The sequence below is a fragment of the Arthrobacter globiformis genome (assembly GCF_030818015.1).
Classification (GTDB): domain Bacteria; phylum Actinomycetota; class Actinomycetes; order Actinomycetales; family Micrococcaceae; genus Arthrobacter; species Arthrobacter globiformis_C.
In genome coordinates, this window is the sequence record NZ_JAUSZX010000001.1 from 408,208 (window position 1) to 431,069 (window position 22,862).

The following is a 22,862-nucleotide window of genomic DNA, read 5'->3' on the forward strand; positions in this document are numbered from 1 at the left end:
GCATGACTGCAATATCCGATCGCACAGCCGCGACTACGACGTCCACCGACACGCCTGTCACGAAACCGCGGCCGGGGGCCCTGGCCACCTCCGGCCGGCCGGCCGTGCGCCCGCCCGCCGCGGCGCACCTTACCGACGAGCAGGTGGCAGAACTCGGCCGGGAACTGGACGCCATCAAGGACGAGATCCTGGCCAAGCGTGGAGCCTCCGACGCCGCCTACATCCGCCGGGTCATCAAGATCCAGCGCGGGCTGGAGATCTCCGGCAGGGCGGCGCTGCTGATGGGCCGCAACAAGGCAGCCTGGGTCACCGGCACCAGCCTGCTCAGCCTTGCCAAGATCCTGGAAAACATGGAGATCGGCCACAACATCCTCCACGGCCAGTGGGACTGGATGCGCGATCCGGACATCCACTCCACCACGTGGGAGTGGGACTTCGTGACCCCGGCACGTTCGTGGCAGCACACCCACAATGACCTGCACCACCGCTGGACCAACGTGGTGGGCAAGGACAACGACGTCGGATACAACCTGCTGCGCATGGACGAGGATCAGCCCTGGACCCCCCGCGCCCTGGGCAATCCGCTGTACAACGCCATCCTCGCCCCCATTTTCGAATGGGGCATCGCGGTCTACGACCTGGAAATCGTCGACTACAAGGAGGGCAAGAAGAGCAAGGAGGCCATGGTCCGGGACCTCAAGGCGCTGGGCATCAAGGCGCTCAAGCAGTTCACCAAGGACTACGCCGCCACCCCGGCAGTGGCCATGCTCACCGGATCGGGCAAGCAGGCCCTCTTCGGAACGCTCACCGCCAATGCCGTCCGCAACGTGTGGGCGCACGCAGTGATCTTCTGCGGCCACTTCCCCGAAGGCACGGATACCTTCACGGAGGAAATGGTCGAGGGCGAGACCCGCGGCGACTGGTATGTCCGGCAGATGATTGGCTCCGCCAACATTTCCGGTTCCAAGTTCATGCACATCATGACCGGAAACCTGTCCCACCAGATCGAGCACCACCTGTTCCCGGACCTGCCGTCCAACAGGTACGGGGAAGTGGCCCCGAAGGTCCAGGAAATCTGCCGGCGCTACGGCCTGCCGTACACCACCGGGCCGCTGCTGAAACAGGTGGGATCCTCCTGGGCGAAGGTCTTCAAGCTCGCACTGCCGGGAAAGAAGGCCTAGCCAACTGCAGGGTACCCGAGCGCCGGGCGGCGTTCTCTGGCAGAGTATGACCATGCTCACTGTTATCGGCGAGGGCCTCGTTGACGTGGTCCAGCGCAGCTCCGGAATCGAAGCCCATGTGGGCGGCAGCCCGCTCAACGTCGCCGTCGGGCTCGCCCGCCTGGGGCACCCGGTGCAGTTCGTCGGCCGGTACGGCCGGGACGCGTACGGGGAGTCGGTGGCTGCCCACCTGAGGGCGAGTTCCGTCATGCTCCCGCAGGCCCCGGACGGGCTGCCCACCAGCGTGGCCACGGCACTGGTGGACGACGACGGCGCCGCCACTTACACGTTCGACCTCACCTGGGAGCTCCCGGGGCTAGCGGAACGGCTGCCGTTCATGCTGCAGGGAACCACGCTGCTCCACACCGGCTCCATCGCCACCATGCTGGAGCCCGGGGCCGCGGAGGTGCTGGCCGCCGTCGAACATGCCCACCCGGCGTCGACCATCAGTTTTGATCCCAACTGCCGTCCCAGCATCATCGCGGACGCCGATTACGCCCGCCGGCAGGCGGAAAAGTTCGTGACCCTATCGGACGTCGTCAAGGCCTCCGACGAGGACCTCGCCTGGCTCTACCCCGGCGTTGACCCGCTGGAGTCGGCGCGCCGCTGGCTGAAGCTTGGCGGTGCCGAAGGGCCGGCCGTCGTGGTGGTGACGCGCGGCGGGGCCGGGCCCTGGGGGATCACCGCCGCGGGCGAGGCCGAGTTTGCCGCACCCCGCGTGGAGGTGGCGGACACCGTTGGCGCTGGGGATTCCTTCATGGCGGCGCTGCTTTCCGGCGTGGTGGACCGCGGTCTGGACGGCGCCCAGAACCGGGCTGACCTGCGCGCGCTCCCCGCAGAGGGGCTCAGAGCGCTCCTGGCCCACGCCTCCCGCGCCGCGGCAGTGACCGTGTCCCGTGCAGGCGCCAATCCGCCCACCCGGGCGGAGCTCAACCGCGTCGAAGCAGCAGCCGAGGAAGCCGAAGTTCCCACCACCTGAGGAGCAGCCATGACATCGCCGGGCCCGTTTTCAAACCTGCCGGACGTCCCCACGTTCGGACTCACCAGCCGGTCCTTCGAGGATGGCGGGACCCTGCCGCCGCCGCAGCGCAGCGGCAGGATGCACGCCGGCGGCGCCGACGTGTCCCCGCAGCTGAGCTGGAGCGGGGCGCCGGACGGGACCAGGAGCTACGTGGTGACCGTGTTTGATCCGGACGCGCCGGGCGCCGGTGGGTTCTGGCACTGGGCGGTCCTCAACATCCCCGCGGACACCACCTCCCTGGCGGAGGGCGCCGGGGCCGAGGGCGGCCCGCAGCCCCCGCCCGGCGCCGTGCAGCTGAAGAACGACGCCGGCTTCCGCGGCTACCTGGGGGCGGCCCCGCCGCCGGGGCACGGCCGGCACCGCTACATCGTCACGGCCTACGCGCTGGATGTCGAGGAGCTGCCTGGCGGGACAGGTGCGAAGCCTGCGGAGCTGGGTGCCGAACTCGCCCGGCATCTGCTGGGCACGGCCACGCTGACCGGCGTCTACCAGCGCTAGGGGCTGACCAGCGAGGCGGCCAGGGCTGCGTCCGCTTCCTTCAGGACCTTGGCTGCGACTTCGAGGCCCTCGATGCGGCCGAGCTCGGTGTCTTCGTGTTCGATGTTGACGAGCATGTCGGGGTCGACTTCGTGGAGGGCGCGCAGGAACTCGGTCCAGTAGGCGGTGTCGTGGCCTTTGCCGAGGGCGACGAAGTCCCAGGCGGCGGGCTTGGGCCATTCGTTGGCCCACTCGTCGCCGCCGAGGTTGGTGCGGTTCTCCTCGGGGGACAGGCGGCGGAAGCGGTTGTCCAGGACGCCGTAGATGGCGGCTGTTTCCTTGTTGACGCGCACGTCCTTGGCCGCAGCGTGGAAGACCAGCGGGCCGAGTTCGCGGACCACGGCCACCGGGTCCATCTGCTGCCAGAACAGGTGGGAGGCGTCGAGTTCGACGCCCACGTGGGTGGCGCCGGTCAGTTCGACGAGCTTGTACACGTCGGCCGGGTTGAAGACGAGGTTCTGCGGGTGCAGTTCCAGGGCGACCTTGACGTCGAGGTCGGCGGCAAGCCGGTCGGTTTCCTTCCAGAACTCGGCGGCGACGCCCCACTGGTAGTCCAGGACGTCCAGCGCCGCGGAGTTCCAGGCGTTGACGATCCAGTTCGGCACGGTGGCGCCGGGTTCCCCGCCGGGCAGGCCGGACATGGTGACCACGCGGTTTTGCCCGAGGCGGTGGGCCAGGCGGATGGAGCGGCGGATGTCCTCGGCGTGCTTGTCCCCGATCGCGCGGTTGGGATGCAGCGGGTTGCCGTTGCAGTTCAGCCCGGCGATGGAGACACCGGTGCCCTCGAAGATCGCCAGGTAGTCATCGCGGCCGGCGTCGCTTTCGAGGATGTCATCGAAGGTGGGGATGTGCACGGCGGGCAGGAACCCGCCGGAGTTGATTTCGATGCCCGTGAGGCCCAGGTCGGCGACGACCTTCAGGGCCTCGGGCAGCGGGCGGTCGTGCAGGATTGCGTTGTAGACGCCGAGCTTCATAGCGTGATCTTCTTTCCGTTGTTCAGGGCGGATTCAGTGACGGCGGCGAGCAGTTCCATGTTCCGGACGCCGTCGTCGAAGGTGGCGCAGCGCGGCAGGGACTCCTCTTCGCTGAGGCCGGCGACTTCTTCGAGGAACGCGCGTGACTGGTAGGCGAACGCGTCGTTCTGGCCGAAACCGACCTCGGGGGCGTCCATGGCCAGGCCGCCGGCAATGTAGGGGTGGCCCGGGCCGAGGCTGACCTGGCGGTAGCCGCTCTCGTGGCCGGAGCCGTCGTTGAGGAACAGCTGGACCTCGCCGGGGCGGCGCTGGTCGAACTTGGCGGAGCCGTTCTCGCAGAAGACCTCGAAGTTGAGGCTATTGGCGTGCCCGGCTGCAACGCGGGACACTTCGAGGCTGCCGGCGCCGTTTTCGAACTCGGCGGAGAAGGCTGCGTAGTCGTCGTTCTCCACGGCTTCGAAGGTGTCGCTGACGGCGGCGTGGTCGTGTCCGATGACGGCCGCTAGCGGCAGGGGCCGCTTGTCGATGGCCGTGCTGAGGCGGCCGCCGCTGATGGACTTGATGTCGCCGCAAAGGAATTCGGAGACATAGGCCAGGTGGCTTCCGACGTCGGCCAGCGCACCGGAGCCGGGACCGCCCTTGTAGCGCCAGCTCATGGGGGCCTCCGGGCTGAAGCCGTAGTCCGTCCAGTAGCGGCCGCTGAAGTGCAGCACCTTGCCCAGGGTCCCGTTCCGGATGAGCTCGCGGATGTAGGCGATGCCCGGGGCGCGGCGGAAGGTGAACCCGATGCGGGCGATTGAGGAGGCGTTGCGGGCGGCGTCGGCCATGGCCCGCGCGTCTTCCAGGGTGTCGCTCAGCGGCTTCTCGCACAGCACGTGCTTGCCGGCGGCGAGGAGGCCCTCCACCACCTCCCGGTGCAGGGAGTTGGCGATGACAACACTGACGACGTCGATGTCATCGGCTTCGGCGATGGCCTGCCATGAGGTGTCGTTGCGCTCGTAACCGAAGCGCCGTGCGGCGAGGGAACCGAACTCCGGGTTCACGTCTCCAATGGAGACCAGCCGGATCGGCGGCAGGACGGGGTTGTAGAGGGCGGATGCGGTGCGGAAGGCGGCGGCGTGAGCCTTGCCGGCCATGCCCGCCCCGATGACGGCGACGCCGAGATCTTTGGGCATTGGTTTTCTCCTTTGAAACGGGCTTTGCGGGACTCAGCCGCTGTGACGTGTGACGCAAAATGGAGCGCTCCACAAACACGATAGGGGTGGAACTTTGTCCTGTCAATATCCCTAACGGTCGGCTGATGGGTGACAATTGCAGAGTGACCCAGGAGACCGGCAAACGCCCGAACATTTATGACGTTGCCTCCGCGGCCGGGGTATCAAAGTCCCTGGTCTCGTTGGTCCTGCGCGGTGCGCCCGGCGTCTCAGCTGCGCGCCGGGCCGCCGTCGAGGAAGCCATCGAACGGCTGAACTACCGCCCCAGCCGGGCGGCAGCGACCCTCGCCGGAAACCGGTCCCGGACCATAGGCGTCGTACTGGACGACTACCGGAACCTTTGGTTCGTCAGCCTGCTGGGCGGGCTGCACGATGAACTCGCCCCTCTCGGCTTCCGGGTGGCCGTCGCCGACCCGTCCTTCAACGCCCACCTGGACCGGACGCCGGTGGACGGCCTCATGTCTTTGCGGGTGGACGGCATCGTGATCGCGACCGAGCCCACGGAGGAGATGTTCGCCGCCGTCGACGTTCCTGCGGTGGTGGCGGGCAACCGCGACGTCGTTGTCCCGGGGGCGGACATTGTCGCCAATGACGACGAGGCAGGCGGCCGCCTGGCCACTGAGCATTTGATCGGGCTGGGGCACAGGGACATCGGGCACGTGACCGGTGGGGGCGGCGCCGCCCGTCTGCGGGCGCAGGGGTTTGAGGCCGCGATGCGCGACCATGGCCTGCAGCCGCACACCGTGCAGGGCCACGGGCTGACGATGGAGCCGGACGGCTACGAGGGCGCCCTGAAGCTGCTTGACCAAAACCCCGCGCTCACGGCGATTTTTGCGGCTAATGACGTGATGGCGATGGGCGTGGCGGCCGCGGCACGGGACCGGGGGCGCCGGATACCGGAGGATCTTTCCCTGATCGGCTACGACAATTCGCCGCTCGCGTCGGCGAACCTGCTGCGCCTGACCACCGTCGACGGCCGCAACGGCGAGGTGGGTGCAGGGGCTGCGAGGGCCCTGCTGGACCGCATGAAGGATCCGGACCTGCCCGTCCAGACGAAGCTCGTGGACCCGGAACTGGTGGTCAGGGGCTCCACGGCGCCCCCCGCCTGACATGCTCAGGCGAGGGGCCGTCGTTCTTCAAATCAGAGTGCGCCCTGCGCGCTGGTGCCCGCGGGGATCGCGGCCAGCCGGGTCACCTCCACCGGTTCCTCAAGGAGTCCCTCAAGCGAGGCGTTCAGGCGCTTGACGGCGTCGCCGTCGCCGTGGGCATCGAGGAGCTCGGCGCTTTCCCACTTTTCGATCATGACGATCTGGCCGTTCGGGGCTTCGTGGATGGCGTACAGAAGGCAGCCCGGCTCCTCGTGAACCTCCGCGATGGCGGGGTTGAGGGCTGCCACGACGTCGTCGAAGGCACCCTCCTTGGGCGTGAACATGGCGGTGACAACTACAGTCATGGTTTCCTTTTCCTTACCTGGTTGCGGACTTGCTGGTGACGGAGCGAATCAGAGGCGCGCAACTGCTGCGCGGCACGAAATCCGCCTTGACTTCTATGGTCCTGGCGCCGGCGGGGAGCCTGCCCTGCATGCGTCCGAGGACGAGTTCAAGCGAGTGCACCGCGAGCATGCCGATGGGCTGCCGGATCACGCTGAGCGGGGGATTCGTCAGTTCGGTCCACGGATTGTCGTCAAAGACGATAACCGAGAGGTCCTCGGGTATGCGCACGCCCATCTGCACGAGGCGGCGGACGGAGCTTTGCACCTGGGCCGTGTTGGCGACGATGAGTCCGGTGGGTGGATCCGCGAGTGCCAGAAGGGACCCGACGGCGTCGCCCCCGCCGTCCCCGCGGAAAGGCACATCCCTGACCAGCATGGGATCGACCGGGATGGAGACGCTTTCGTGGGCGGCCCGGTAGCCGCCGATCCGTGAACGCCCGGTGGAGGTGCTTGCCGGGCCCGTTATCAGGGCGATCCGCTCGTGGCCGAGGGCGAGGAGGTGGTCGGTTGCGCGCCGGGCCGAGTCGGAGTTTTCGATGCTGACGACGTCGACGTCGCCAAGCTCCGCAATGGCGCGGTCAACGAAAACAACGTTGACCCCGAGGTCCCGCAGGCGGTCCCATTTCTCGACGTTTCCGCCCGTTGGGGTGGCAATAACGCCACCCACCGAGCGGTCAAGAAGCGTGTCCAGGGATTCGGCCTCAAGGTGCGGGTCCTCCTGGGTGGTCATGACCACCACCTGCACGCCGTGGCTGCGGGCCTCCCACACCACGCGGTCCGCCAGCTGGGCGAAAAACGGGTTGGCAAGGTCCGTGACCACCAGGCCGACGGTGAGGGCGTGGCCGGCGCTGAGCTCACGCGCCGCAGCACGGGGGCGGTAACCGAGTTCACTGATGACGTTCAGTACCTGTTCGCGCTTGGCCGGCGCGACGGGGCCGGAGTCCGGGTTCAGCACCCGCGACACCACGGATACGGAGACCCCCGCCGCTGCCGCCACGTCGCGGATAGTGGGCGCCTTCTTCAATGCTCCTCCTTGCGGCCGGTGGGGTTCACCGACATCTGTTGACACAGCGTAACACTGACTGGTACAAAAGTGGAACCGGTTCCACTCGGTAACCCAGATCACAGCTTCTGCTAACCCAGATCACAAACAGTGCGACGAAGAGGTTTGCTCCACCACAAGGTGGACGGCCATCTCTCTTCGGTCAGACATCAATCAGAGAGATCCCCATGAACCTTCACAAGCTTCTTAGCGACCGCGAGAACCAGGGCCGCCCGATCCGCGTCGGACTCATCGGTGCCGGCCGGTACGGCACCATGTACCTTGCCCAGGCAAACAACATCCCGGGCATCCACGTTGTTGCCATCGCTGACATCAATGTGAAGCGGGCAGAAGGTGCCTTCGAGCTGGTCGGATGGCCCCAGCACCAGATCGCCCCGGACATCGCCACCGCGCTGGAAAACCGCTCCACCACCATCGTGGCAAACGCGGACGAGCTGTTCGACGTCGACATCGACGTCATCGTTGAAGCCACCGGCAACCCGATCGTCGGCGTGAAGCACGCGCTCCGCGCCATCGAAACCAAGAAGCACATCATCATGGTCACGGTCGAGGCCGACGCCCTGGCCGGTCCGGCCCTCGCCAAGCGTGCGGAAGAAGCCGGCGTCGTCTATTCCATGGCGTACGGCGACCAGCCGGCCCTCATCATGGAACTGGTGGACTGGGCCCGGACCAGCGGCTTTGACGTCGTCTGCGCCGGCAAGGGCGCCAAGTACCTCGAGCACTACCACGAGATGAACCCGGACAACGTCTGGGATAACTGGGAGTTCTCCAAGGAGCTCACCGACTCCGGCCAACTCAACCCGTACATGCACACCTCCTTCCGTGACGGCACCAAGGCCTCCATCGAAATGGCCGCTGTCGCCAACGGCGCGGGCCTGACCCCCTCTGACAACGGCCTGAGCTTTACGCCGGGCGACGTGGAGGAAATCGCCACGATCTGCCGCCCTGCCGACGTCGGCGGCGCCCTCGCCCACGAAGGAAGCGTTGACGTCATGTCCAGCGTCAACCGCGACGGAAGCTGGATCAGCCACAACACCCAGGAGGGCGTGTTCGTCGTCGTCAAGGCAACCAACGGCTACGTCTCCGGCTGCTTCAACGAATACCCCTGGCACCCGGACCCCACCGGCCAGTACGCAGCCTTGTACCGCCCGTACCACTACGTGGGTCTCGAACTGAACATGTCCATCGCCAACGCAGCCCTTCGCGGCATCGCGACCGGTTCCCCGGTCGGGTTCTTCGGCGACGTCGTTGCGACGGCGAAGAAGGACCTCAAGGCTGGCGAATTCCTCGACGGCGAAGGCGGCTTCACGGTGTGGGGCAAGCTCGTCTCGGCCAAGCACTCGGTGGAAATTGGCGCCCTGCCGGTAGCCCTCGCCCACCACGTCGAGCTGCGTTCCGACATCGCCAAGGGCGCAACTGTGCGGTGGGAAGACGTCATCATGGACGACTCGCTGTCCCAGGCCCTCGAGCTGCGCCGCGAGACCGAAGCGCTCGTCTCGGAAGCCGCCCTGAGCGCCTGATTACCCGCATTACCCCCTCCGGGCGAGGCGCGGGATCCCTGTCATCCCGCGCCTGCCGGAAAGACTCCTTCCAATGAAGAAAGGCACCACATGAACACGAAGACCCGCGCCCTCACCGGAGTGCTGGCCACCACCCTCGCCGCCACCCTCCTCGCCGGATGCGCTTCCGGGGCTCCGGGCGGCGGCGCCCCGGTGGCCAAGATCCAGCTGTCCATCCCGGACCCGCTGACCTCCTCGGTGGGAGTCTCCGCCCAGCACTTCGCCGACCAGGTGAAGAAGACCTCCAACGGCTCCGTGGTTGTCACGGTGGTACCGAACGGAACGAGCTTCAGCGGGGACCAGAACGCTGCCGTCACGAGGCTGCAGGGCGGCTCGCTGGACGCGCTGATCCTGTCGACGTCGGTTTACGCGTCCGTGGTGCCCGAGATGAACGCCATAAGCATCCCCTACCTCTTTGATGACACGAAGGAAGAGGCGGCGTTCCTGGCCGGCAAGCCCGGCGACGTCCTGAAGGAAAAGCTCAAGGAGAAGAACACCGTCGCGCTGTCCTTCCTTACCAGAACCGGCCGCCAGATCACCAACTCCGAACGGCCCATCGAGCAGCCGTCGGACCTCAAGGGCCTGAAGATCCGCGTTCCCGGGAACCCGCTGTGGACCGACTTCTTCGGCAAGCTGGGCGCCAGCCCCACCACCATGGCGTTCTCCGAGGTCTTCACCGGCCTGCAGACCGGAACCATCGACGGGCAGGAAAACCCGATCGAGGTGCCGTGGACCAACAAGTTCTCCGAGGTCCAGAAGTACGTCTCGCTGACGCACCACATCAATGACGCCTGGGTCCTTGCCCTGTCATCGAAGAAGTGGGATTCCCTCACCGAGGACCAGAAGAAGGTCCTGACGGACGCCTCGGCCGAGACGGCCACCTTCAAGACCGAGTACGACGCCGAGCAGTCAGAGAAGCAGCTGGCCGAGCTTACCGCCAAGGGCATGAAGGCCAATGAGCCCACCGCCGCCGGACTCGAGCAGTTCAAGGCCATTTCCAAGAGCCTCTACCCGGACTTCTCGAAGCTGATCGGCAAGGAATTCTTCGACCAGGCGATTGCCGCAGCCAAGTAAAACCCTTTGAGGGCCGGAGCGCAGTCCGGCGCTCCGGCCCTCAGCAAGCATCCCCGCACTCCGCATCCCGCTCTCAACGTTGACAGTCTGGAAGAACATGGAACATACACTCGCCCCCCAGGAACTCGAAGAGGTCCTTCCGTCTGATGCGGAAGAGATTCTCCACCACGGGCACGTCGCACCGCGCTGGAGCGGGGCCATCTGGCTGGACAAGGCCCTGGAATGGACCGTAGGCGCGGCGATCCTCGCAGAGCTCGTCGTGATCCTGCTGAACATCACGGTCAGGGTCGTCACGGGTGATTCTGTGCTCTGGACCCAGGAAGTGTCGGAAATCGCGCTCCTGACCATCGCCTTCATCGGCGGTGCAATCGCCTATCCCAAGGGCGCGCACATGGCCGTCCAGGCCCTGATCATGCGGCTCCCGGCCAACTGGAAGCCCTACCTGGCGGCCGTCGTCGACTGCCTCGTCTTCGTCATGAGTGCGGGTGCCTTTGCGCTCTTCGTTCCCACCCTCGTCCAGCAGCTCGAGGAAAAAACACCGATCCTCCAGCTGCCGGTCTTCTGGGTGTCGCTGCCCTTCTCAATCGGCATGGTGCTCATCGCCTGGTTCGCCGTCCTGAAACTCTGGCGCCAACCGCGCCGCGCCGTCCTGGTCGGGGCCGGGATCACCGCAGTCCTGGCCGCCGTCGTTGTCCTGTCCCAGCCGCTGTTCTACTACGCCTCACCCAACCTCCTGCTCGGCGTGGTCCTGGTTGCCCTGTTCGCCCTGCTGTTCCTCGGCCTGCCCATCGCTTTCGTCCTCGCATTGGCTTCCGGCATTTACCTCTATCTCGGCGGCATCTCCGAGGTCAGCGCCATCCCGATCGGCATGGCCTCCGGGGCCAAGGGCTTCGTGCTGCTGGCCATCCCGTTCTTCATCCTCGCCGGAACCGTCATGAACTCCGCCGGCCTGACCCTGCCACTCGCCAAGCTGGTGGACGCGCTCATCGGCCACCTTCGGGGCGGTCTGCTCCAGGTGGTCGTCGTGACCATGTACATCTTCTCCGGCATCTCCGGGTCCAAGGTCGCGGACGTCGCGGCCGTAGGCACCACCATGCGCGGCATGCTCGAGGAACGAAAGTACCCGCGCGGCGAGGTGGTGGCGGTGCTGTCCGCCTCGGCCATCATGGGTGAGACCATCCCGCCGAGCATCGTCCTGCTCATCATGGGCTCCATCACCACGATCTCCACCACCACACTGTTCCTCGCCGGCTTCGTTCCGGCCGCCTTCCTGGCCCTGGTCGTCATGGCGCTCGTCTTCTTCCGCGCCAGGAAGCAGGGCGGCGTCGCCAGCCCCAAGGCAACCTGGCGTGCCCGCGGTTCCGCCACGTTCTTCGCCATCCCGACGCTGCTGCTTCCGGTAGGCATGGTGGTGGGCATCCTGAGTGGCTTCGCCACCCCCACCGAGGTGTCCTCGGTCGCCGTCGCCTATGCCTTCGTCCTTGCCGCCGCCTACCGGCGCGGCAGCAAGCGGCTGCTGGGCGATACGCTGCGGGAAACAACGACGACGGCGGGCATGGTTCTGTTCATCATCGCTGCCGCGTCGCCGCTGGCCCAGACTCTTGCCCTCGCCGGTGTCTCCCAGCAGATTCACGACCTCATGTCCGGTCTGGGCGACTCACCCATTCTCTTCATGCTGTTCACCGTGGTGCTGCTGATCATCATGGGCCAGCTGCTGGAGGGCCTGCCCGCCGTTCTGATCTTCGCGCCGCTGCTTCTGCCCATCGCCACCGAATTCGGCGTCAACCCGGTGCAGTACGCCATGGTCCTGATCATTTCCATGGGCATCGGTTCATTCGCCCCGCCGGCCGGCGTCGGCTTCTACGTTGCCTGCGCAACCGGACTCGAGACCGTGGAAAAGAGCCTCAAGCATTTCTGGCCGTACCTCATCGCCGTCTTCATCGGGCTGCTGGTGCTTGCCGCCGTTCCGTGGTTCAGCACCTTCCTGCCTGCCATGGCCGGACTCATTCCCTTCTAACGAACATGAGCACAGTGACAGACACACAGAACGAATTGATGTCCGTTGCCCTGCTGGGCACCGGCCCGATGGGCGCCCCGATCGCCAGGAACATCCTGGCCGCCGGCGTTCCGCTCACGATCTGGAACCGCACCGCGGAAAAGGCGAGGGCCATCGGCGGGGGACGGGTGGCCGGCACACCGGCGGAGGCTGCGGCCGGCGTCGTCCTGACCGTCCTGCCGGACCTGCCGCAAGTCGCCAGCCTGCTGCCCGGCGAGGACGGACTGCTGGCCGGGTGGAAGGCGGCCGGCATCGAGGAACCGGTCCTGGTCATCCACGGAACAGTGTCCCCGGTGGCAGTGGCTCGGTTCGCCGGGGACTGCAAGGACCGGCACGGGGTGACGGTGGTGGACGCGCCGCTTAGCGGCGGAACCATCGGAGCCGAGGAAGGCCGGCTGAGCACCATGGCCGGAGGGCCGCGCGACACCGTGCGGCGCCTCCTGCCGCTCTTCGCGCTCTACAGTTCCACGGTCGTCTGGTTCGGCGAAGCCGGTGCAGGGTCCACGGCCAAGGCCTGCAACCAGATCGTGGTGTCCGCCACGGTCACGGCCCTGGCCGAGGCGATGGCTGTCGCCACTGCCACCGGTCTTGACCCTGAGAAGGTGCAGTCCATTCTGGCGGGCGGGCTGGCGAATTCGGAGGTGCTCCGGCAAAAGGGGCAGCGCTGGATCGACGGGGACTTCGAAGGCGGCGGCTCCGCGAAAAACCAGCTGAAGGACCTGAACTTCATCGCCGAGATCGCCAAGGACGCCGGGCTGGAGCTGCCGGTCTCCGCCAGCGTCCGCGGTGCCTTTGAGCTCATGGTGGAGGCAGGCGACGGCGACCTGGACCACACCGGGATCTACCGGACGGTCCTGGGGCGGTCAGGGTAACGGCGGCCGGGTGTGGTGCGCAGGTACGTGGATCTCACGGGCGTCATGCTCTGAGGTGCTCGAGCAGCGCGTCGAGAATCGGCAGCTGGCCTTTGACCAGCTTGGTGCGGGCTACGGGTTCGCTGATCCACTCGGCGCGGTCAATCTCGGGGAAGTGCTGGACCGACCCGGACCCCTTGGGCCACTCCAGCGGAAACGTGTTGCTCAGGATTTTCTCGGGAGCGAAGGCGGATTCGGCCGTGAATGCGGTGATGAGCTTGCCTGAGGGCTGCCGGAACGTGCCGAGCAGCACATAGTCCGCGGAAGGCGCCGGGACGCCCATTTCCTCCGCGAACTCACGCTGCGCGGCCGCGAGCGGATCCTCCTCCTCAAGGTACTCGCCCTTGGGAATCGACCAGGCGCGCTCGTCCTTGCGCTCCCAGAAGGGCCCGCCCATGTGGGCGATCCACACTTCCACTTCCGCCCCGCTGTTCTGCCGATACAGCAGAAGGCCTGCACTCCTGACAGCCATGTTGCCCTCCTGCCCCAAGGCTACCCCCGGGATGCCGGCAAAGACCGGCGGGTGCCGCGTCCGGCGAGCAGAATGGCCGCCACGTTCGTGGCGACGATGACCGCCATGCCCAGCCACTCGTGGAATACGAGGAACTGTCCCAGCACGATTGTTCCGGTCGGTCGGTCGCGGCGCTTGAACGCGCCCTCGGGGTGCGCGTTTTCCAGCGGACGACGGTGACGCAGACGGCGGCGAAGGTTGCGGTCCAGTCGACCTTGCCCATGGCGCCGATGTAGTTCTGCAGGCCCAGCGGAATCGTCTTCAGTTCCTCTGACAGGACGAAGGTATTGGCGAAGATGAAGTCGTTCCAGATAAAGATGCTGTTGACCAGTACGACTGTTACCACGGTGTTCAGTGACAGCGGGAGCGTGATCAGCCCGAAGATCCGGTACGGCCCTGCTCCGCCCCGTTCAGGGAGTGGACGACTGGCTGACACTGATCTCCACCGGACAGGCGATGGGGATGTCCTCGGAGGCGACGGCGACGCAGTACCCGAGGCCCGGTGTGGTCTACAAGGTTGTCCGGGACGCCCCGCCCATTTCCGTGTACCTCGCATACTGGAAAGACGATCCGTCGGTGCTCATCTCCGACTTTGCCCGCCTGGCGCGGCAAGGCTTATGACGACGGCGACGCCCGCTGACCGGGGGCGGGCTCCACCGAGCTTCCTTCCGCGGATCGGGCTTGTTCCGCTGATCGAGATTGTCGAGATCAACGCGCCTTGCCCCGTCCCCTGAGCGGGGGGACACTGGAAAAAACTATGCGAAAGGAGTTTGTCGTGCGCAAGAGAACAGCCTGGATTGTTGGAGCCGCCGTTGCTGCGGTAGCTCTGGGAGGTGCATCGGTTGCAGCCGCTTCCGTCAACCCCTTCGACGACGACACGACCACGACCGGTGGCACACAGCAGCCGCTGAACCAGGCCGATCGGGACAAAGCAGTCGACGCCGCAATGGCCAAGGTGGGCTCCGGGCAGGTTACGGAGGTCGAGCGGGGTGACAGCGCTGGTTCGTCCTATGAAGTGGAGATCCGGAAGAGCGACGGGTCCGAGGTGGAAGTCAACATCGGCGCCAACTTCCAGGTGCTAAGCCAGGGCGCCGACGACTGACCGGCGCACGCAGAGCCACGTCGGTCAGCTGTTACCGGGGTGGACGAGGCTGTCGGAGTCTTGTTGATTTGCCGGTGCGTCTGCGAGTCCCGTCGGCGAAACGTCGAAGTCGTGGATGCTTTGGCGTTCGGTAGTGGCGGGGGAGATGCTGCTGGGAGCACATCCTCCAGCACGGGGCCGCCGTGAAAACGGCCGCCGGGATCCTGGCCTTCGCCCGGGACTGACCGGCCGGGATGGGAGGCTAGGCGGGTGCCTGGGCCCGCACGGAGGTGCGCTCCACGGTGGGGCAGTTTATTTTTGCGGCTGCGTTGACAGGTGGTTCTTCCAGGCCCAGCAGGATCCGCACGCCGGCGGCCCCTAGTTCATAGTGGGGGAGCGCCACCGTGGAAAGCGGCGGGCGGAGGTGCGCTGCGATGACTTCCTGGTTGTCGAATCCGACCACCGCCATGTCGTCCGGGATGGACAGTCCCTGCTCGCGCAGGCCGTCGTAGAGGCCCATCGCCATCCGGTCGTTGTAGCAGTAGACGGCGGAGACGTCGCGTTTCAGCAGCTCTTGCGTGGCTGCATATCCGCCTTCCTGGTCGGGGTAGCCTTCCAGGACCAGGTCCGGGTCGAAGGGAACGCCCGCGTCTTCCAAGGCGCGTTTGTAGCCCTGGAGGCGTCCGTCTTTGGCGGGAGCAGGGATGGTTGCATTGATGAACGCGATCCGGCGGTGGCCGTGCCCCAGCAGGATCTCGGTTGCCGAACGGCCGCCCTGTGCCTCGTCAGGCACGACGGCCCGGGTGCCGGGCTCCTTCGAGAAGCAGTTGACGAGGACGAAGTCCGCCTCGTGGAGGGACGCCGGCACGTCCGTTTCCCGGTGGAACCACGTGGAATAGAGGATGCCGCGTACCTTGTACTCAAGCATCATCGTTATGGCGTCCTTCTCGAGTTCCGCGTTGCCTTCGGTGTTGGCAATCAGGAGAGCATAGCCGTGCTTCCAGGCCTCGTCCTGCGCCCCGTGGATGATCTGGCCGGCGAAAGGTGTGGTGGCGATGGCGTCAGCGACCAGCCCGATGAACCGGGAACTGCCGCTGACCAGTGTCTGGGCCAGGGCATTGGGCCGGTAGCCCAGCTTGTTGATCGCGTCGCGGACCCGTTTGCGGGTCTCGGCGGAGATGCGGGCGTCCTTTTTCTTATTGACCACCAGGGAGACAGTCGCCGTCGATACGCCGGCCTCCTCGGCTACCTGACGAAGGGTGACGGGGTGGGCGCGTTCGGGTGTCCTCGGGGACCGCGCACCGGTGACGGGACCGCCCGAACTTTTCTCCCTCGAAATCATCTGCCCTCCGTCAGGAGTATATCCGTCTACCGCGGCCGTCATCCCTTCGTCGCTCCGCTCTCCAGATCCTGGATCATCGCCTTGTTCAGCACGAGGAAGACCAGCAGCAGCGGGGTGATGGTGACGCAGACGGCGGCGAAGGTTGCGGTCCAGTCGACCTTGCCCATGGCGCCGATGTAGTTCTGCAGGCCCAGCGGAATCGTCTTCAGTTCCTCTGACAGGACGAAGGTGTTGGCGAAGATGAAGTCGTTCCAGATAAAGATGCTGTTGACCAGTACGACTGTCACCACGGTGTTCAGTGACAGCGGGAGCGTGATCAGCCCGAAGATCCGGTACGGCCCTGCTCCGTCCAGTGAGGCCGCCTCATATGTTTCCCGGGGGATGTATTCGAAGAACGAGGAGAACAGGTAGACCGACATTGGCAGGGAGAACCCGGCCAACGGAATGATCATGGACTGGTAGGTGTCGAGCAGGTTCACCGTGGAGTAGTCGATGAACAAGGGCACCAGCGCGATCTGGACGGGAACGATGATGCCGATCATGAACAGCCCGCGGACCAGGCGGCTGAGCCGGAAGCCGAGCACCTGGATTGCGTAGGCGGCCATCATGCCCAGCAGTACGATCAGGATGTTCGCGCCCATTGTGACGATGAAGCTGTTGAGGATATTCCTGCCAAGGTCGCCGGTTTCGAAAGCCCGGGCGTAGTTCTCCCAGGTGAGTGCCTTGGGCAGGCCGAAGGGGTCCCCGGCGGCGAAGTCGTCTTCGCTGCGAAGACTGGTCAGGAACAGCCAGGCAAGCGGGTAGACCTGGACGATGACGATGAGTGCAACCAGGACGCGCGACAGGGTCTTGAAGGCGCTCGGCCGCCGGCGCCGCCGGGAGGCTGCCGGAGGGGGCGCCGGGCGGTGGGTGGCGGCGGGTGCTGTCTGGGTGATCATGACTCTGCCTTCCGCTTGAGCATGAAGAGGATGAGGCCGACGGCGACGAGGCACTCGATCACGATGAACACGGAGATGGTGCTGGCGTACCCGAAGTCGGTGCTGGTGAACGCTGTTTTGTACATGTAGGTGGTGAGGAGTTCCGAGGACTGGCCGGGGCCGCCGTTGGTCATGAGGTAAGGGATGTCGAAGCCGCGGAGCCCGTAGGTGGTGGCCATGATGGTGGTGGTGATCCACACGGGACGGATAAAGGGGAACCGGATCTTGGTGAAAAGCGTCCAGCGGGAGGCGCCATCCAGGACGGCGGCTTCTTCCAGCTCCTTCGGGACGGCCATCAGCGCTGCGTAGATGATGAGCATGTACAGTCCGGTGAACCGCCATCCCTCGGGGCGGAGACTGCTGCGAGGACGGTGTTGACGTCGGACAGCCAGGCGCGTTCCAGGCTGCCAAGGCCGATCCAATGAAGGAGCTGGTTAAGCAGGCCTACGGGGTCGATGGAGTAAATGCGCACGAAGAGGAAGGCGATCGCGACGGTCGAGATGACAGCCGGCAGAAGGTAGAGCGTCTTGATGAGTTCGCGGCCGCGGCGCAGCGAGGTGAGCAGGCTCGCCACGAGCAGGGCGCCACCCAGCTGAAGGACCAGGCAGATGGCCAGGTAGCCGAGGGCGTTGATGAATGAGCGCCAGAAGATGTCATCGGTGGTGAACATCCGAACATAGTTGGCCAGTCCCACGAACTCCATGTCGCCGATGCCGTTCCAGGAGAAGAAGCTGAGGAACAGGGACTGGAGGATCGGGAACAGCACGGCTGCGCCGTAGAGCAGCAGGGGCGGGAGCAGGAAGACCAGAACTGAGAGCCGGGATCTGTTGGGCAGCATGAGGGGCCTTTCGGGCGGGGGACCGGGGTCCCCCGCCGCTAGGGGTTACTTGAAGAACTTGGGTGCGTTCTGCGCGACGGTGCTGTCCATCGTGCTGGTGAACTGCTCGGGCGTGATGTCGCCCTGGACGAGGAGCACGAGCTCCTGCTGGAGCCGGCCGTTAGTGGTCGGATCGAGCTGGGTGTCCCACGGCATGGCCTGCTTGTCCCCGAGGTCGCCGGCCTTCTCGACGGCCTTCCTGTACAACGGGGTGGCGTTGGCGGGTATGGCGGTCTCGACGTTAGTGGTCGGTGAGAGCGCGCCGGTTGCTGCGTATTGGGCCGGGTACTTCTCCAGGGCGAACTTGAGGAAGTCACTCACGAGCGGGTCGTAGGTCTTGGCGTTCACCGCCATGCCGATGCCTGACGGGGACACGAATTCGTTGGCGGCGGTGGCGGATCCCTCCGTGGTGGGCAGGGTGATGAAGTCAATGTCATTCCGCACGGCGGAGCTCAGCTTGTCAGTGGCCAGGCTCGGCAGTTCCCACGTGCCGATGTTGTACATCGCCGCCTTGCCGGAGGTGAACTGGTTCTGGGCGTCGGAGTACCCCTGGGAGGAGAAGCCGTCCTGGAAGCACTTGGCCTTGCCAAGGGCGGCCAACCATTCGACGGCCTTCTGGCCTACGGGATCAGAGAACTTGGCCTCGCCCTTCTTCAGCTTCTGGATGAAGTCAGGGCCGGCTTCCCGGAACGGCTGGTAGGCGACGTAGCGTTCCAGAGGCCACTGGTCCTGGCCGTCAAGAGCGATCGGCGTGATGCCGGCTTTGCGCAGAGCCGTGCACATGGCGGGGATGTCGTTGAGCGACTTGGGTGCGGAGACTCCTGCCTTCTGCAGCAGTGCCTTGTTGTACCAGATGAACTCCAGTTCGAACTGGAACGGGATCATGTAGAGGGATCCATCGTCGAACCGCTGGTAGTCCAGTGCCCCGGGCCGGTAGTTGTCATAGACGTTGAGGGTCTTCAGCAGCTTCTCGCCGTCGAGCATCTTGCCCTGCTTGGCCAGTTGCTGGGCGAACGGGGTGGCGTCGGTGTCGAAGAGCTCTGGAAGCTTGTTGGCGGCCGCGAGGGTTTCGAGCTTTTGGATGTAGGAGGGCCTGTCCGGGGTGGTGATCAGGTTCAGCGAGAAGCCAGGGTGGTCGTTGGCGTAATCGGCGGCCAGCTTCTTCATGATGTTGATGACCGGGCCGTCAGCCGGCCGGAGAGCAGCCAGGAGATTTCGCGGGGCTTGATTTCGCCGGTGGGGGTCACATTGGAGGGGTTGCTGGCCCCTCCGCTGCCGCAGCCTGCCACGGCCAGGGCGGTGACAGCGACTACGGCGGCTGTGCGGAGCAGTTTTTTCATTGCGGCAATCTTCCTTGATTGGAACGGAGGTTGAAGATGGAGAGGTATTTAGTTGTTTGAGCGCTGACGTATTTCAAGTTCGGAGAGGGTGGCGGATCCTTCGCCGGCGAAGACGCCGATCCGGTTGCCGGGCAGGCCGTACATCCGGGTGCTGAGACTGACCTGCCGGTCCACGACGGCGACGCACAGGTCGCCGTCGACGATGACTTCAAGCGTGTGGCTACCGGGGCTGAGGTCGCAGGGGCGTTCGAGTTCAATGTCGAAGGGGACGTCGCCTGAGACGTGCCACTGGGCGTCGCCGGTGACCTTCCGCGGCCACCGGTCAAAGACCACGCGGCCGCGTTTCGGTTCCAGCCGCAGGATGTAGGACTGGTCGCCGTCGGCGCTGGAGCGCAGCAGCAGTCCGCACTCGGTGGTGCCGCCCGCAATGTCCAGGACCGCCTTGGCGTAAAACTGCCGGGGCAGGTCCTCAGCGGAGATGATGGCTGCATACCCGTCCGGGACGTCCAGCCTAGCGGGCAGTTCCTTGTTATCGAGAACCGGAACTTTGTCCCAGAAGCTATCCACCAGTTCATCCGGGAAGGAGAAACCCAGCGTGCCGTCCGGGTTCTGGCGCGCTTCGAGCACTGACATGGTTCCCGCCCACTGCCAGGGGCCGTCGTCGTGGTTGTCCTCCTTGCTGGCAATCCATCCGAAGAAGAAGCGGCGCCCATCCCGCCCGGCTGTCTTGGAAGCGTAGAAGGCGCGGCCGTCGATGCTGTCCAGTACGGGCACCGACCAGGGGCCGTCGGGGCTTTTGGACATCCGGTACCGGGTGGTGAATGATTCCGAAAACTCGGAGTAAACCATGTACCACCAGTCGCCCCAGGCGAAAACATCCGGGCATTCATGGGTGATGTAGCGCCGGGGGTCCCAGAACGGTTCGGTGTGCTCCCAGCTCATGAGGTCGGAGGAGACACACTGGGCGATGACGCCGCGGCGGCGCTCCGGGCCTTCCTCGTGCCGTGCCGCCAGCAGCATCCGCCATTGCCCGGCTTCCCCGTCGCGGAAGACGAATGGGTCCCGCCAGTCCCCGGTCTCGAGCCCGGCGGGGGCGCCGAAGGTCAGCTCCGGGTGCTTGACCCAGGTCTTCATGCCATCGGTGCTGGTGGCATGCATGACCAGCTGCAGGGGCAGCCCGTCTGCGCCCAGGTTCCCCGGGTTTTGGCCAGTGTAGAACAGGTGGTGGGTCCCGTCGTCGTCACGCACAATGCTGCCGGTGTAGGCGTTGAAGTCCAGGTCATCTTCGGCGCCGTGGTGCAGCGACACCCCGTGGTCCTGAAACTGGACCAGGTCCCTGGTGGTCACCAGATTCCATGAGGTCCCCGGCTTCGGATCCGCCCGGACTTCGTGAAGGTAGAAGAGCCAGAACTCGCCGTCCTGCTCGTAAGGAATAAGATCCCCAACCCATCCGTCGGCGGGCTGGAAGAAGACTGAGTGATTCATCGGCGCTGATGTCCATTCTGCTAAAGCGTTTTATCACCTAGAAGGTAACCTGCTTCGGCAAACGTGATCAAGCGTTTTAGCAAAATAAAAGTCTGGCCACACATTTTTGGACGCCACGTTGAGGCCGGTGCTGATTAAACGCTTGACCTCATCGCCGTGACTAATCTACGTTCTGCTCAAACGATTAATCACGACGACGAGAGATTAGTCACGACGACGAGGTCACGATGAACCAACGAGGGTTCTACCAACCAGCAAATCCCCCAGCGCCCACCACGACCCATGAAATTTCTCGCCGCCATGTCCTGCAAGGCACAGGAGCGGGAGCACTAGGGTTGTTCATGGGTGGCAACGTGACTGGCACCGCGGCCCAGGCCCAAGGATCACTGCGCGCCGTGTACCACATGACCCCACCGTCCGGCTGGCTATGCGACCCGCAGCGCCCGGTGTACGTCAACGGCGTCTGCCACCTGTACTACCTGCACTCCGGAGAGAACAACGCCCCGGGCGGATGGGACCATGCAACAACCTCCGATGGTGTGGTCTTCGCCCACCACGGAGCCGCGCTGCCGCTGCAGACGAATTTTCCCGTTTGGTCGGGGTCGGCAGTGGTCGACACTGCCAACACCGCGGGTTTCGGCGCGGGTGCGATCGTCGCGCTTGCCACGCAGCCCACAGACGGCATCCGCAAGTACCAGGAGCAGTACCTGTACTGGTCAACCGACGGCGGTTACACCTTTACAGCACTCCCCGATCCGGTGATCGTCAACACCGACGGCCGGACTGCGATGACACCAGCAGAGATCGAGAATGCGGAATGGTTTCGCGACCCAAAGATCCACTGGGATGCGGCGCGCGGTGAGTGGGTGTGCGTAATCGGCCGCGCCCGATATGCAGCCTTCTATACCTCGTCCAATTTGCGGAACTGGCTGTTGAAACGCAACTTCGATTACCCGAACCACGCGCTTGGCGGGGTCGAGTGCCCCGACCTTTTCCAAATGACGGCCACTGACGGCACGCGGCACTGGGTGCTTGGCGCAAGCATGGACGCGTATACCGTCGGCCTGCCGATGACCTACGCATACTGGACAGGCGCCTGGGATGGCGAGCAATTTATTGCTGACGACCTAAGCCCCCAGTGGCTCGATTGGGGCTGGGACTGGTACGCCGCCATCACCTGGCCGGCGGCCGACGCTCCGGACGAGCGACGGTACGCGGTCGCCTGGATGAACAATTGGAAGTACGCCGCCCGCGATGTTCCCACGGATGCATCCGACGGGTACAACGGCCAGAACTCGATCGTGCGCGAGCTGCGCCTCGACCGTCAGCCGGGAGGCTGGTACAGCTTACTCAGCACCCCTATTGGGGCGCTCACAAACCACGTCAGCTCGACAACCGCGCTCCCCGATCGCACCGTGAACGGAAGTGGCGTACTGCCGTGGAACGGCCGCGCCTACGAGCTTGAACTCGACATCTCGTGGGATGCTGCCACAAACGTAGGGGTATCGGTGGGCCGCTCGGCCGATGGCACCCGCCACACGAACATCGGCAAGTACGGTGCCGAGCTGTATGTAGACCGGGCACCTTCGGACCAGGGTGGCTTCCCGCTCGTGCCGTACACGCGGGCTGCCGCACCAATCGACTCCGCGGCACGCTCAGTGCACCTGCGTATTTTCGTAGACACCCAGAGCGTTGAAGTGTTCGTAAATGGCGGGCACACAGTGCTCTCGCAGCAGGTGCACTTCGCAGCGGGTGACACTGGGATCTCGCTGTACACCGACGGCGGCGCTTCGAAGTTCTCGGGAATCACCATCCGTGAATTCGCTGCGGTCGGTGGCTAGTTTTGCTGACCACTCTTGGAACTGGTGCTTCCACCTCCGAGACGTGAGTCGCAGCATACGCGCCCCGTAGGCGAGGCGTGTCATCGCAGAGTCATACGAGACTCATACCTGAACCGCTGGAGCGCCGGAAGACCAACGGTTCGACGGTGCGCGAGGGATGCACCGGTGGTGTCAGGTTGGGGTGTACTTCAAGCTGTTGTTCGGTCAGCTGCAACGGACGCCAGTCGCGCAAGCGGCGGGTTTGCAAGACCTGATCAATGAGGCACTAACGGTACTTGTGACGAGGG

20 protein-coding genes and 3 pseudogenes are annotated in these 22,862 nt (G+C 65.3%); 11 read left to right on the plus strand and 12 right to left on the minus strand.

The window, feature by feature from the left end; genetic code table 11:
* The first annotated feature begins 2 nt into the window (after positions 1 to 2).
* Genes QFZ23_RS01925 through QFZ23_RS01935 form a run of 3 tightly spaced genes read left to right on the plus strand, consistent with a single transcriptional unit; the run spans position 3 to position 2,739 of the window.
* Positions 3 to 1,181, plus strand: a complete 1,179-nt coding sequence (locus QFZ23_RS01925; protein WP_306920266.1) for a fatty acid desaturase family protein — start codon at positions 3 to 5, stop codon at positions 1,179 to 1,181.
* 52 nt (positions 1,182 to 1,233) lie between these two features.
* Complete coding sequence (locus tag QFZ23_RS01930) at positions 1,234 to 2,199, plus strand: carbohydrate kinase family protein (protein WP_306920267.1); 966 nt, start codon at positions 1,234 to 1,236, stop codon at positions 2,197 to 2,199.
* A 9-nt stretch (positions 2,200 to 2,208) separates the two neighbouring features.
* Positions 2,209 to 2,739, plus strand: coding sequence for a YbhB/YbcL family Raf kinase inhibitor-like protein (locus QFZ23_RS01935; RefSeq protein ID WP_306920268.1), 531 nt, complete (start codon positions 2,209 to 2,211; stop codon positions 2,737 to 2,739).
* On the opposite strand, the gene QFZ23_RS01940 is transcribed toward QFZ23_RS01935, so the two are convergent.
* Together QFZ23_RS01940 and QFZ23_RS01945 are read right to left on the minus strand one after the other, a co-directional pair.
* Positions 2,736 to 3,752 carry a sugar phosphate isomerase/epimerase family protein gene (locus tag QFZ23_RS01940; RefSeq protein WP_306920269.1) on the minus strand — a complete coding sequence of 339 codons (1,017 nt, stop codon included), beginning with the start codon at positions 3,750 to 3,752 and terminating at the stop codon, positions 2,736 to 2,738. The two genes, QFZ23_RS01935 and QFZ23_RS01940, sit on opposite strands and share 4 nt — an antisense overlap.
* The gene (locus QFZ23_RS01945) at positions 3,749 to 4,927 is read right to left on the minus strand and encodes a Gfo/Idh/MocA family protein (protein ID WP_306920270.1); all 1,179 of its coding nucleotides are present in this window, start codon (positions 4,925 to 4,927) and stop codon (positions 3,749 to 3,751) included. Before QFZ23_RS01945 ends, QFZ23_RS01940 begins: the two co-directional genes overlap by 4 nt.
* 143 nt (positions 4,928 to 5,070) lie before the next feature.
* Here QFZ23_RS01945 and QFZ23_RS01950 point away from each other — a divergent pair, with 143 nt between their 5' ends.
* Entirely contained in the window at positions 5,071 to 6,075 is a 1,005-nt protein-coding gene (locus tag QFZ23_RS01950; protein ID WP_306920271.1) for a LacI family DNA-binding transcriptional regulator, read from the plus strand.
* Between the two features lie 32 nt (positions 6,076 to 6,107).
* Here QFZ23_RS01950 and QFZ23_RS01955 read toward each other — a convergent pair whose 3' ends face one another.
* Positions 6,108 to 6,419 (minus strand): putative quinol monooxygenase, encoded by a 312-nt coding sequence (locus tag QFZ23_RS01955; protein WP_306920272.1) that lies wholly within the window; start codon positions 6,417 to 6,419, stop codon positions 6,108 to 6,110.
* A gap of 13 nt (positions 6,420 to 6,432) precedes the next feature.
* On the minus strand, positions 6,433 to 7,482 hold the full coding sequence (locus QFZ23_RS01960) for a LacI family DNA-binding transcriptional regulator (protein WP_306920273.1): 1,050 nt from the start codon (positions 7,480 to 7,482) through the stop codon (positions 6,433 to 6,435).
* A gap of 206 nt (positions 7,483 to 7,688) precedes the next feature.
* On the opposite strand from QFZ23_RS01960, the gene QFZ23_RS01965 reads away from it, so the two are divergent.
* The 4 genes from QFZ23_RS01965 (at position 7,689) to QFZ23_RS01980 (ending at position 13,082) form a co-directional block, all read left to right on the plus strand.
* Positions 7,689 to 9,041 (plus strand): NAD(P)H-dependent oxidoreductase, encoded by a 1,353-nt coding sequence (locus tag QFZ23_RS01965; RefSeq protein ID WP_306920274.1) that lies wholly within the window; start codon positions 7,689 to 7,691, stop codon positions 9,039 to 9,041.
* 90 nt (positions 9,042 to 9,131) lie between these two features.
* Positions 9,132 to 10,154: a DctP family TRAP transporter solute-binding subunit gene (locus QFZ23_RS01970; protein WP_306920275.1), complete on the plus strand. Its 1,023-nt coding sequence runs from the start codon at positions 9,132 to 9,134 to the stop codon at positions 10,152 to 10,154.
* Between the two features lie 97 nt (positions 10,155 to 10,251).
* Positions 10,252 to 12,171 (plus strand): TRAP transporter large permease, encoded by a 1,920-nt coding sequence (locus tag QFZ23_RS01975; RefSeq protein ID WP_306920276.1) that lies wholly within the window; start codon positions 10,252 to 10,254, stop codon positions 12,169 to 12,171.
* A 14-nt stretch (positions 12,172 to 12,185) separates the two neighbouring features.
* Positions 12,186 to 13,082: an NAD(P)-dependent oxidoreductase gene (locus tag QFZ23_RS01980; RefSeq protein WP_373427837.1), complete on the plus strand. Its 897-nt coding sequence runs from the start codon at positions 12,186 to 12,188 to the stop codon at positions 13,080 to 13,082.
* Positions 13,083 to 13,125: 43 nt separating this feature from the next.
* Here the strand turns inward: QFZ23_RS01980 and QFZ23_RS01985 are convergent, their stop codons facing one another.
* From QFZ23_RS01985 to QFZ23_RS01995, 3 genes and pseudogenes are all read right to left on the minus strand, one after another.
* The gene (locus QFZ23_RS01985; RefSeq protein WP_306920278.1) at positions 13,126 to 13,593 is read right to left on the minus strand and encodes an NUDIX domain-containing protein; all 468 of its coding nucleotides are present in this window, start codon (positions 13,591 to 13,593) and stop codon (positions 13,126 to 13,128) included.
* Between the two features lie 20 nt (positions 13,594 to 13,613).
* Positions 13,614 to 13,739 carry a hypothetical protein gene (locus QFZ23_RS01990; RefSeq protein ID WP_306926979.1) on the minus strand — a complete coding sequence of 42 codons (126 nt, stop codon included), beginning with the start codon at positions 13,737 to 13,739 and terminating at the stop codon, positions 13,614 to 13,616.
* Between the two features lie 65 nt (positions 13,740 to 13,804).
* A pseudogene (locus QFZ23_RS01995) lies at positions 13,805 to 14,035 on the minus strand (carbohydrate ABC transporter permease); the annotation flags it as partial.
* 14 nt (positions 14,036 to 14,049) lie between these two features.
* On the opposite strand from QFZ23_RS01995, the gene QFZ23_RS02000 reads away from it, so the two are divergent.
* The gene (locus QFZ23_RS02000; protein WP_306920279.1) at positions 14,050 to 14,253 is read left to right on the plus strand and encodes a hypothetical protein; all 204 of its coding nucleotides are present in this window, start codon (positions 14,050 to 14,052) and stop codon (positions 14,251 to 14,253) included.
* A 154-nt stretch (positions 14,254 to 14,407) separates the two neighbouring features.
* Positions 14,408 to 14,734 carry a PepSY domain-containing protein gene (locus QFZ23_RS02005; RefSeq protein WP_306920280.1) on the plus strand — a complete coding sequence of 109 codons (327 nt, stop codon included), beginning with the start codon at positions 14,408 to 14,410 and terminating at the stop codon, positions 14,732 to 14,734.
* 241 nt (positions 14,735 to 14,975) lie between these two features.
* On the opposite strand, the gene QFZ23_RS02010 is transcribed toward QFZ23_RS02005, so the two are convergent.
* The 5 genes and pseudogenes from QFZ23_RS02010 to QFZ23_RS02030 all read right to left on the minus strand — a co-directional run bounded on the left by QFZ23_RS02010 (position 14,976) and on the right by QFZ23_RS02030 (position 20,734).
* Complete coding sequence (locus tag QFZ23_RS02010; protein WP_306920281.1) at positions 14,976 to 16,055, minus strand: LacI family DNA-binding transcriptional regulator; 1,080 nt, start codon at positions 16,053 to 16,055, stop codon at positions 14,976 to 14,978.
* Between the two features lie 38 nt (positions 16,056 to 16,093).
* Positions 16,094 to 16,993 carry a carbohydrate ABC transporter permease gene (locus tag QFZ23_RS02015; protein ID WP_306920282.1) on the minus strand — a complete coding sequence of 300 codons (900 nt, stop codon included), beginning with the start codon at positions 16,991 to 16,993 and terminating at the stop codon, positions 16,094 to 16,096.
* A pseudogene (locus tag QFZ23_RS02020) lies at positions 16,990 to 17,870 on the minus strand (carbohydrate ABC transporter permease). Before QFZ23_RS02020 ends, QFZ23_RS02015 begins: the two are co-directional and overlap by 4 nt.
* A gap of 45 nt (positions 17,871 to 17,915) precedes the next feature.
* Positions 17,916 to 19,249 (minus strand): annotated as a pseudogene (locus QFZ23_RS02025) (ABC transporter substrate-binding protein).
* A gap of 48 nt (positions 19,250 to 19,297) precedes the next feature.
* The gene (locus QFZ23_RS02030; protein ID WP_306920283.1) at positions 19,298 to 20,734 is read right to left on the minus strand and encodes a family 43 glycosylhydrolase; all 1,437 of its coding nucleotides are present in this window, start codon (positions 20,732 to 20,734) and stop codon (positions 19,298 to 19,300) included.
* 227 nt (positions 20,735 to 20,961) lie between these two features.
* On the opposite strand from QFZ23_RS02030, the gene QFZ23_RS02035 reads away from it, so the two are divergent.
* Entirely contained in the window at positions 20,962 to 22,575 is a 1,614-nt protein-coding gene (locus tag QFZ23_RS02035) for a glycoside hydrolase family 32 protein (protein WP_373427838.1), read from the plus strand.
* Positions 22,576 to 22,862 lie beyond the last annotated feature (287 nt).

What these genes read in the sequence shown, in the direction of transcription:
- QFZ23_RS01925 (WP_306920266.1), top strand. Translation starts at nt 3, where the DNA reads ATGACTGCAATATCCGATCGCACAGCCGCGACTACGACGTCCACCGAC.
- QFZ23_RS01930 (WP_306920267.1), top strand. Translation starts at nt 1,234, where the DNA reads ATGCTCACTGTTATCGGCGAGGGCCTCGTTGACGTGGTCCAGCGCAGC.
- QFZ23_RS01935 (WP_306920268.1), top strand. Translation starts at nt 2,209, where the DNA reads ATGACATCGCCGGGCCCGTTTTCAAACCTGCCGGACGTCCCCACGTTC.
- QFZ23_RS01940 (WP_306920269.1), bottom strand. Translation starts at nt 3,752, where the DNA reads ATGAAGCTCGGCGTCTACAACGCAATCCTGCACGACCGCCCGCTGCCC.
- QFZ23_RS01945 (WP_306920270.1), bottom strand. Translation starts at nt 4,927, where the DNA reads ATGCCCAAAGATCTCGGCGTCGCCGTCATCGGGGCGGGCATGGCCGGC.
- QFZ23_RS01955 (WP_306920272.1), bottom strand. Translation starts at nt 6,419, where the DNA reads ATGACTGTAGTTGTCACCGCCATGTTCACGCCCAAGGAGGGTGCCTTC.
- QFZ23_RS01965 (WP_306920274.1), top strand. Translation starts at nt 7,689, where the DNA reads ATGAACCTTCACAAGCTTCTTAGCGACCGCGAGAACCAGGGCCGCCCG.
- QFZ23_RS01970 (WP_306920275.1), top strand. Translation starts at nt 9,132, where the DNA reads ATGAACACGAAGACCCGCGCCCTCACCGGAGTGCTGGCCACCACCCTC.
- QFZ23_RS01975 (WP_306920276.1), top strand. Translation starts at nt 10,252, where the DNA reads ATGGAACATACACTCGCCCCCCAGGAACTCGAAGAGGTCCTTCCGTCT.
- QFZ23_RS01985 (WP_306920278.1), bottom strand. Translation starts at nt 13,593, where the DNA reads ATGGCTGTCAGGAGTGCAGGCCTTCTGCTGTATCGGCAGAACAGCGGG.
- QFZ23_RS02010 (WP_306920281.1), bottom strand. Translation starts at nt 16,055, where the DNA reads ATGATTTCGAGGGAGAAAAGTTCGGGCGGTCCCGTCACCGGTGCGCGG.
- QFZ23_RS02015 (WP_306920282.1), bottom strand. Translation starts at nt 16,993, where the DNA reads ATGATCACCCAGACAGCACCCGCCGCCACCCACCGCCCGGCGCCCCCT.
- QFZ23_RS02030 (WP_306920283.1), bottom strand. Translation starts at nt 20,734, where the DNA reads ATGAATCACTCAGTCTTCTTCCAGCCCGCCGACGGATGGGTTGGGGAT.
- QFZ23_RS02035 (WP_373427838.1), top strand. Translation starts at nt 20,962, where the DNA reads ATGAACCAACGAGGGTTCTACCAACCAGCAAATCCCCCAGCGCCCACC.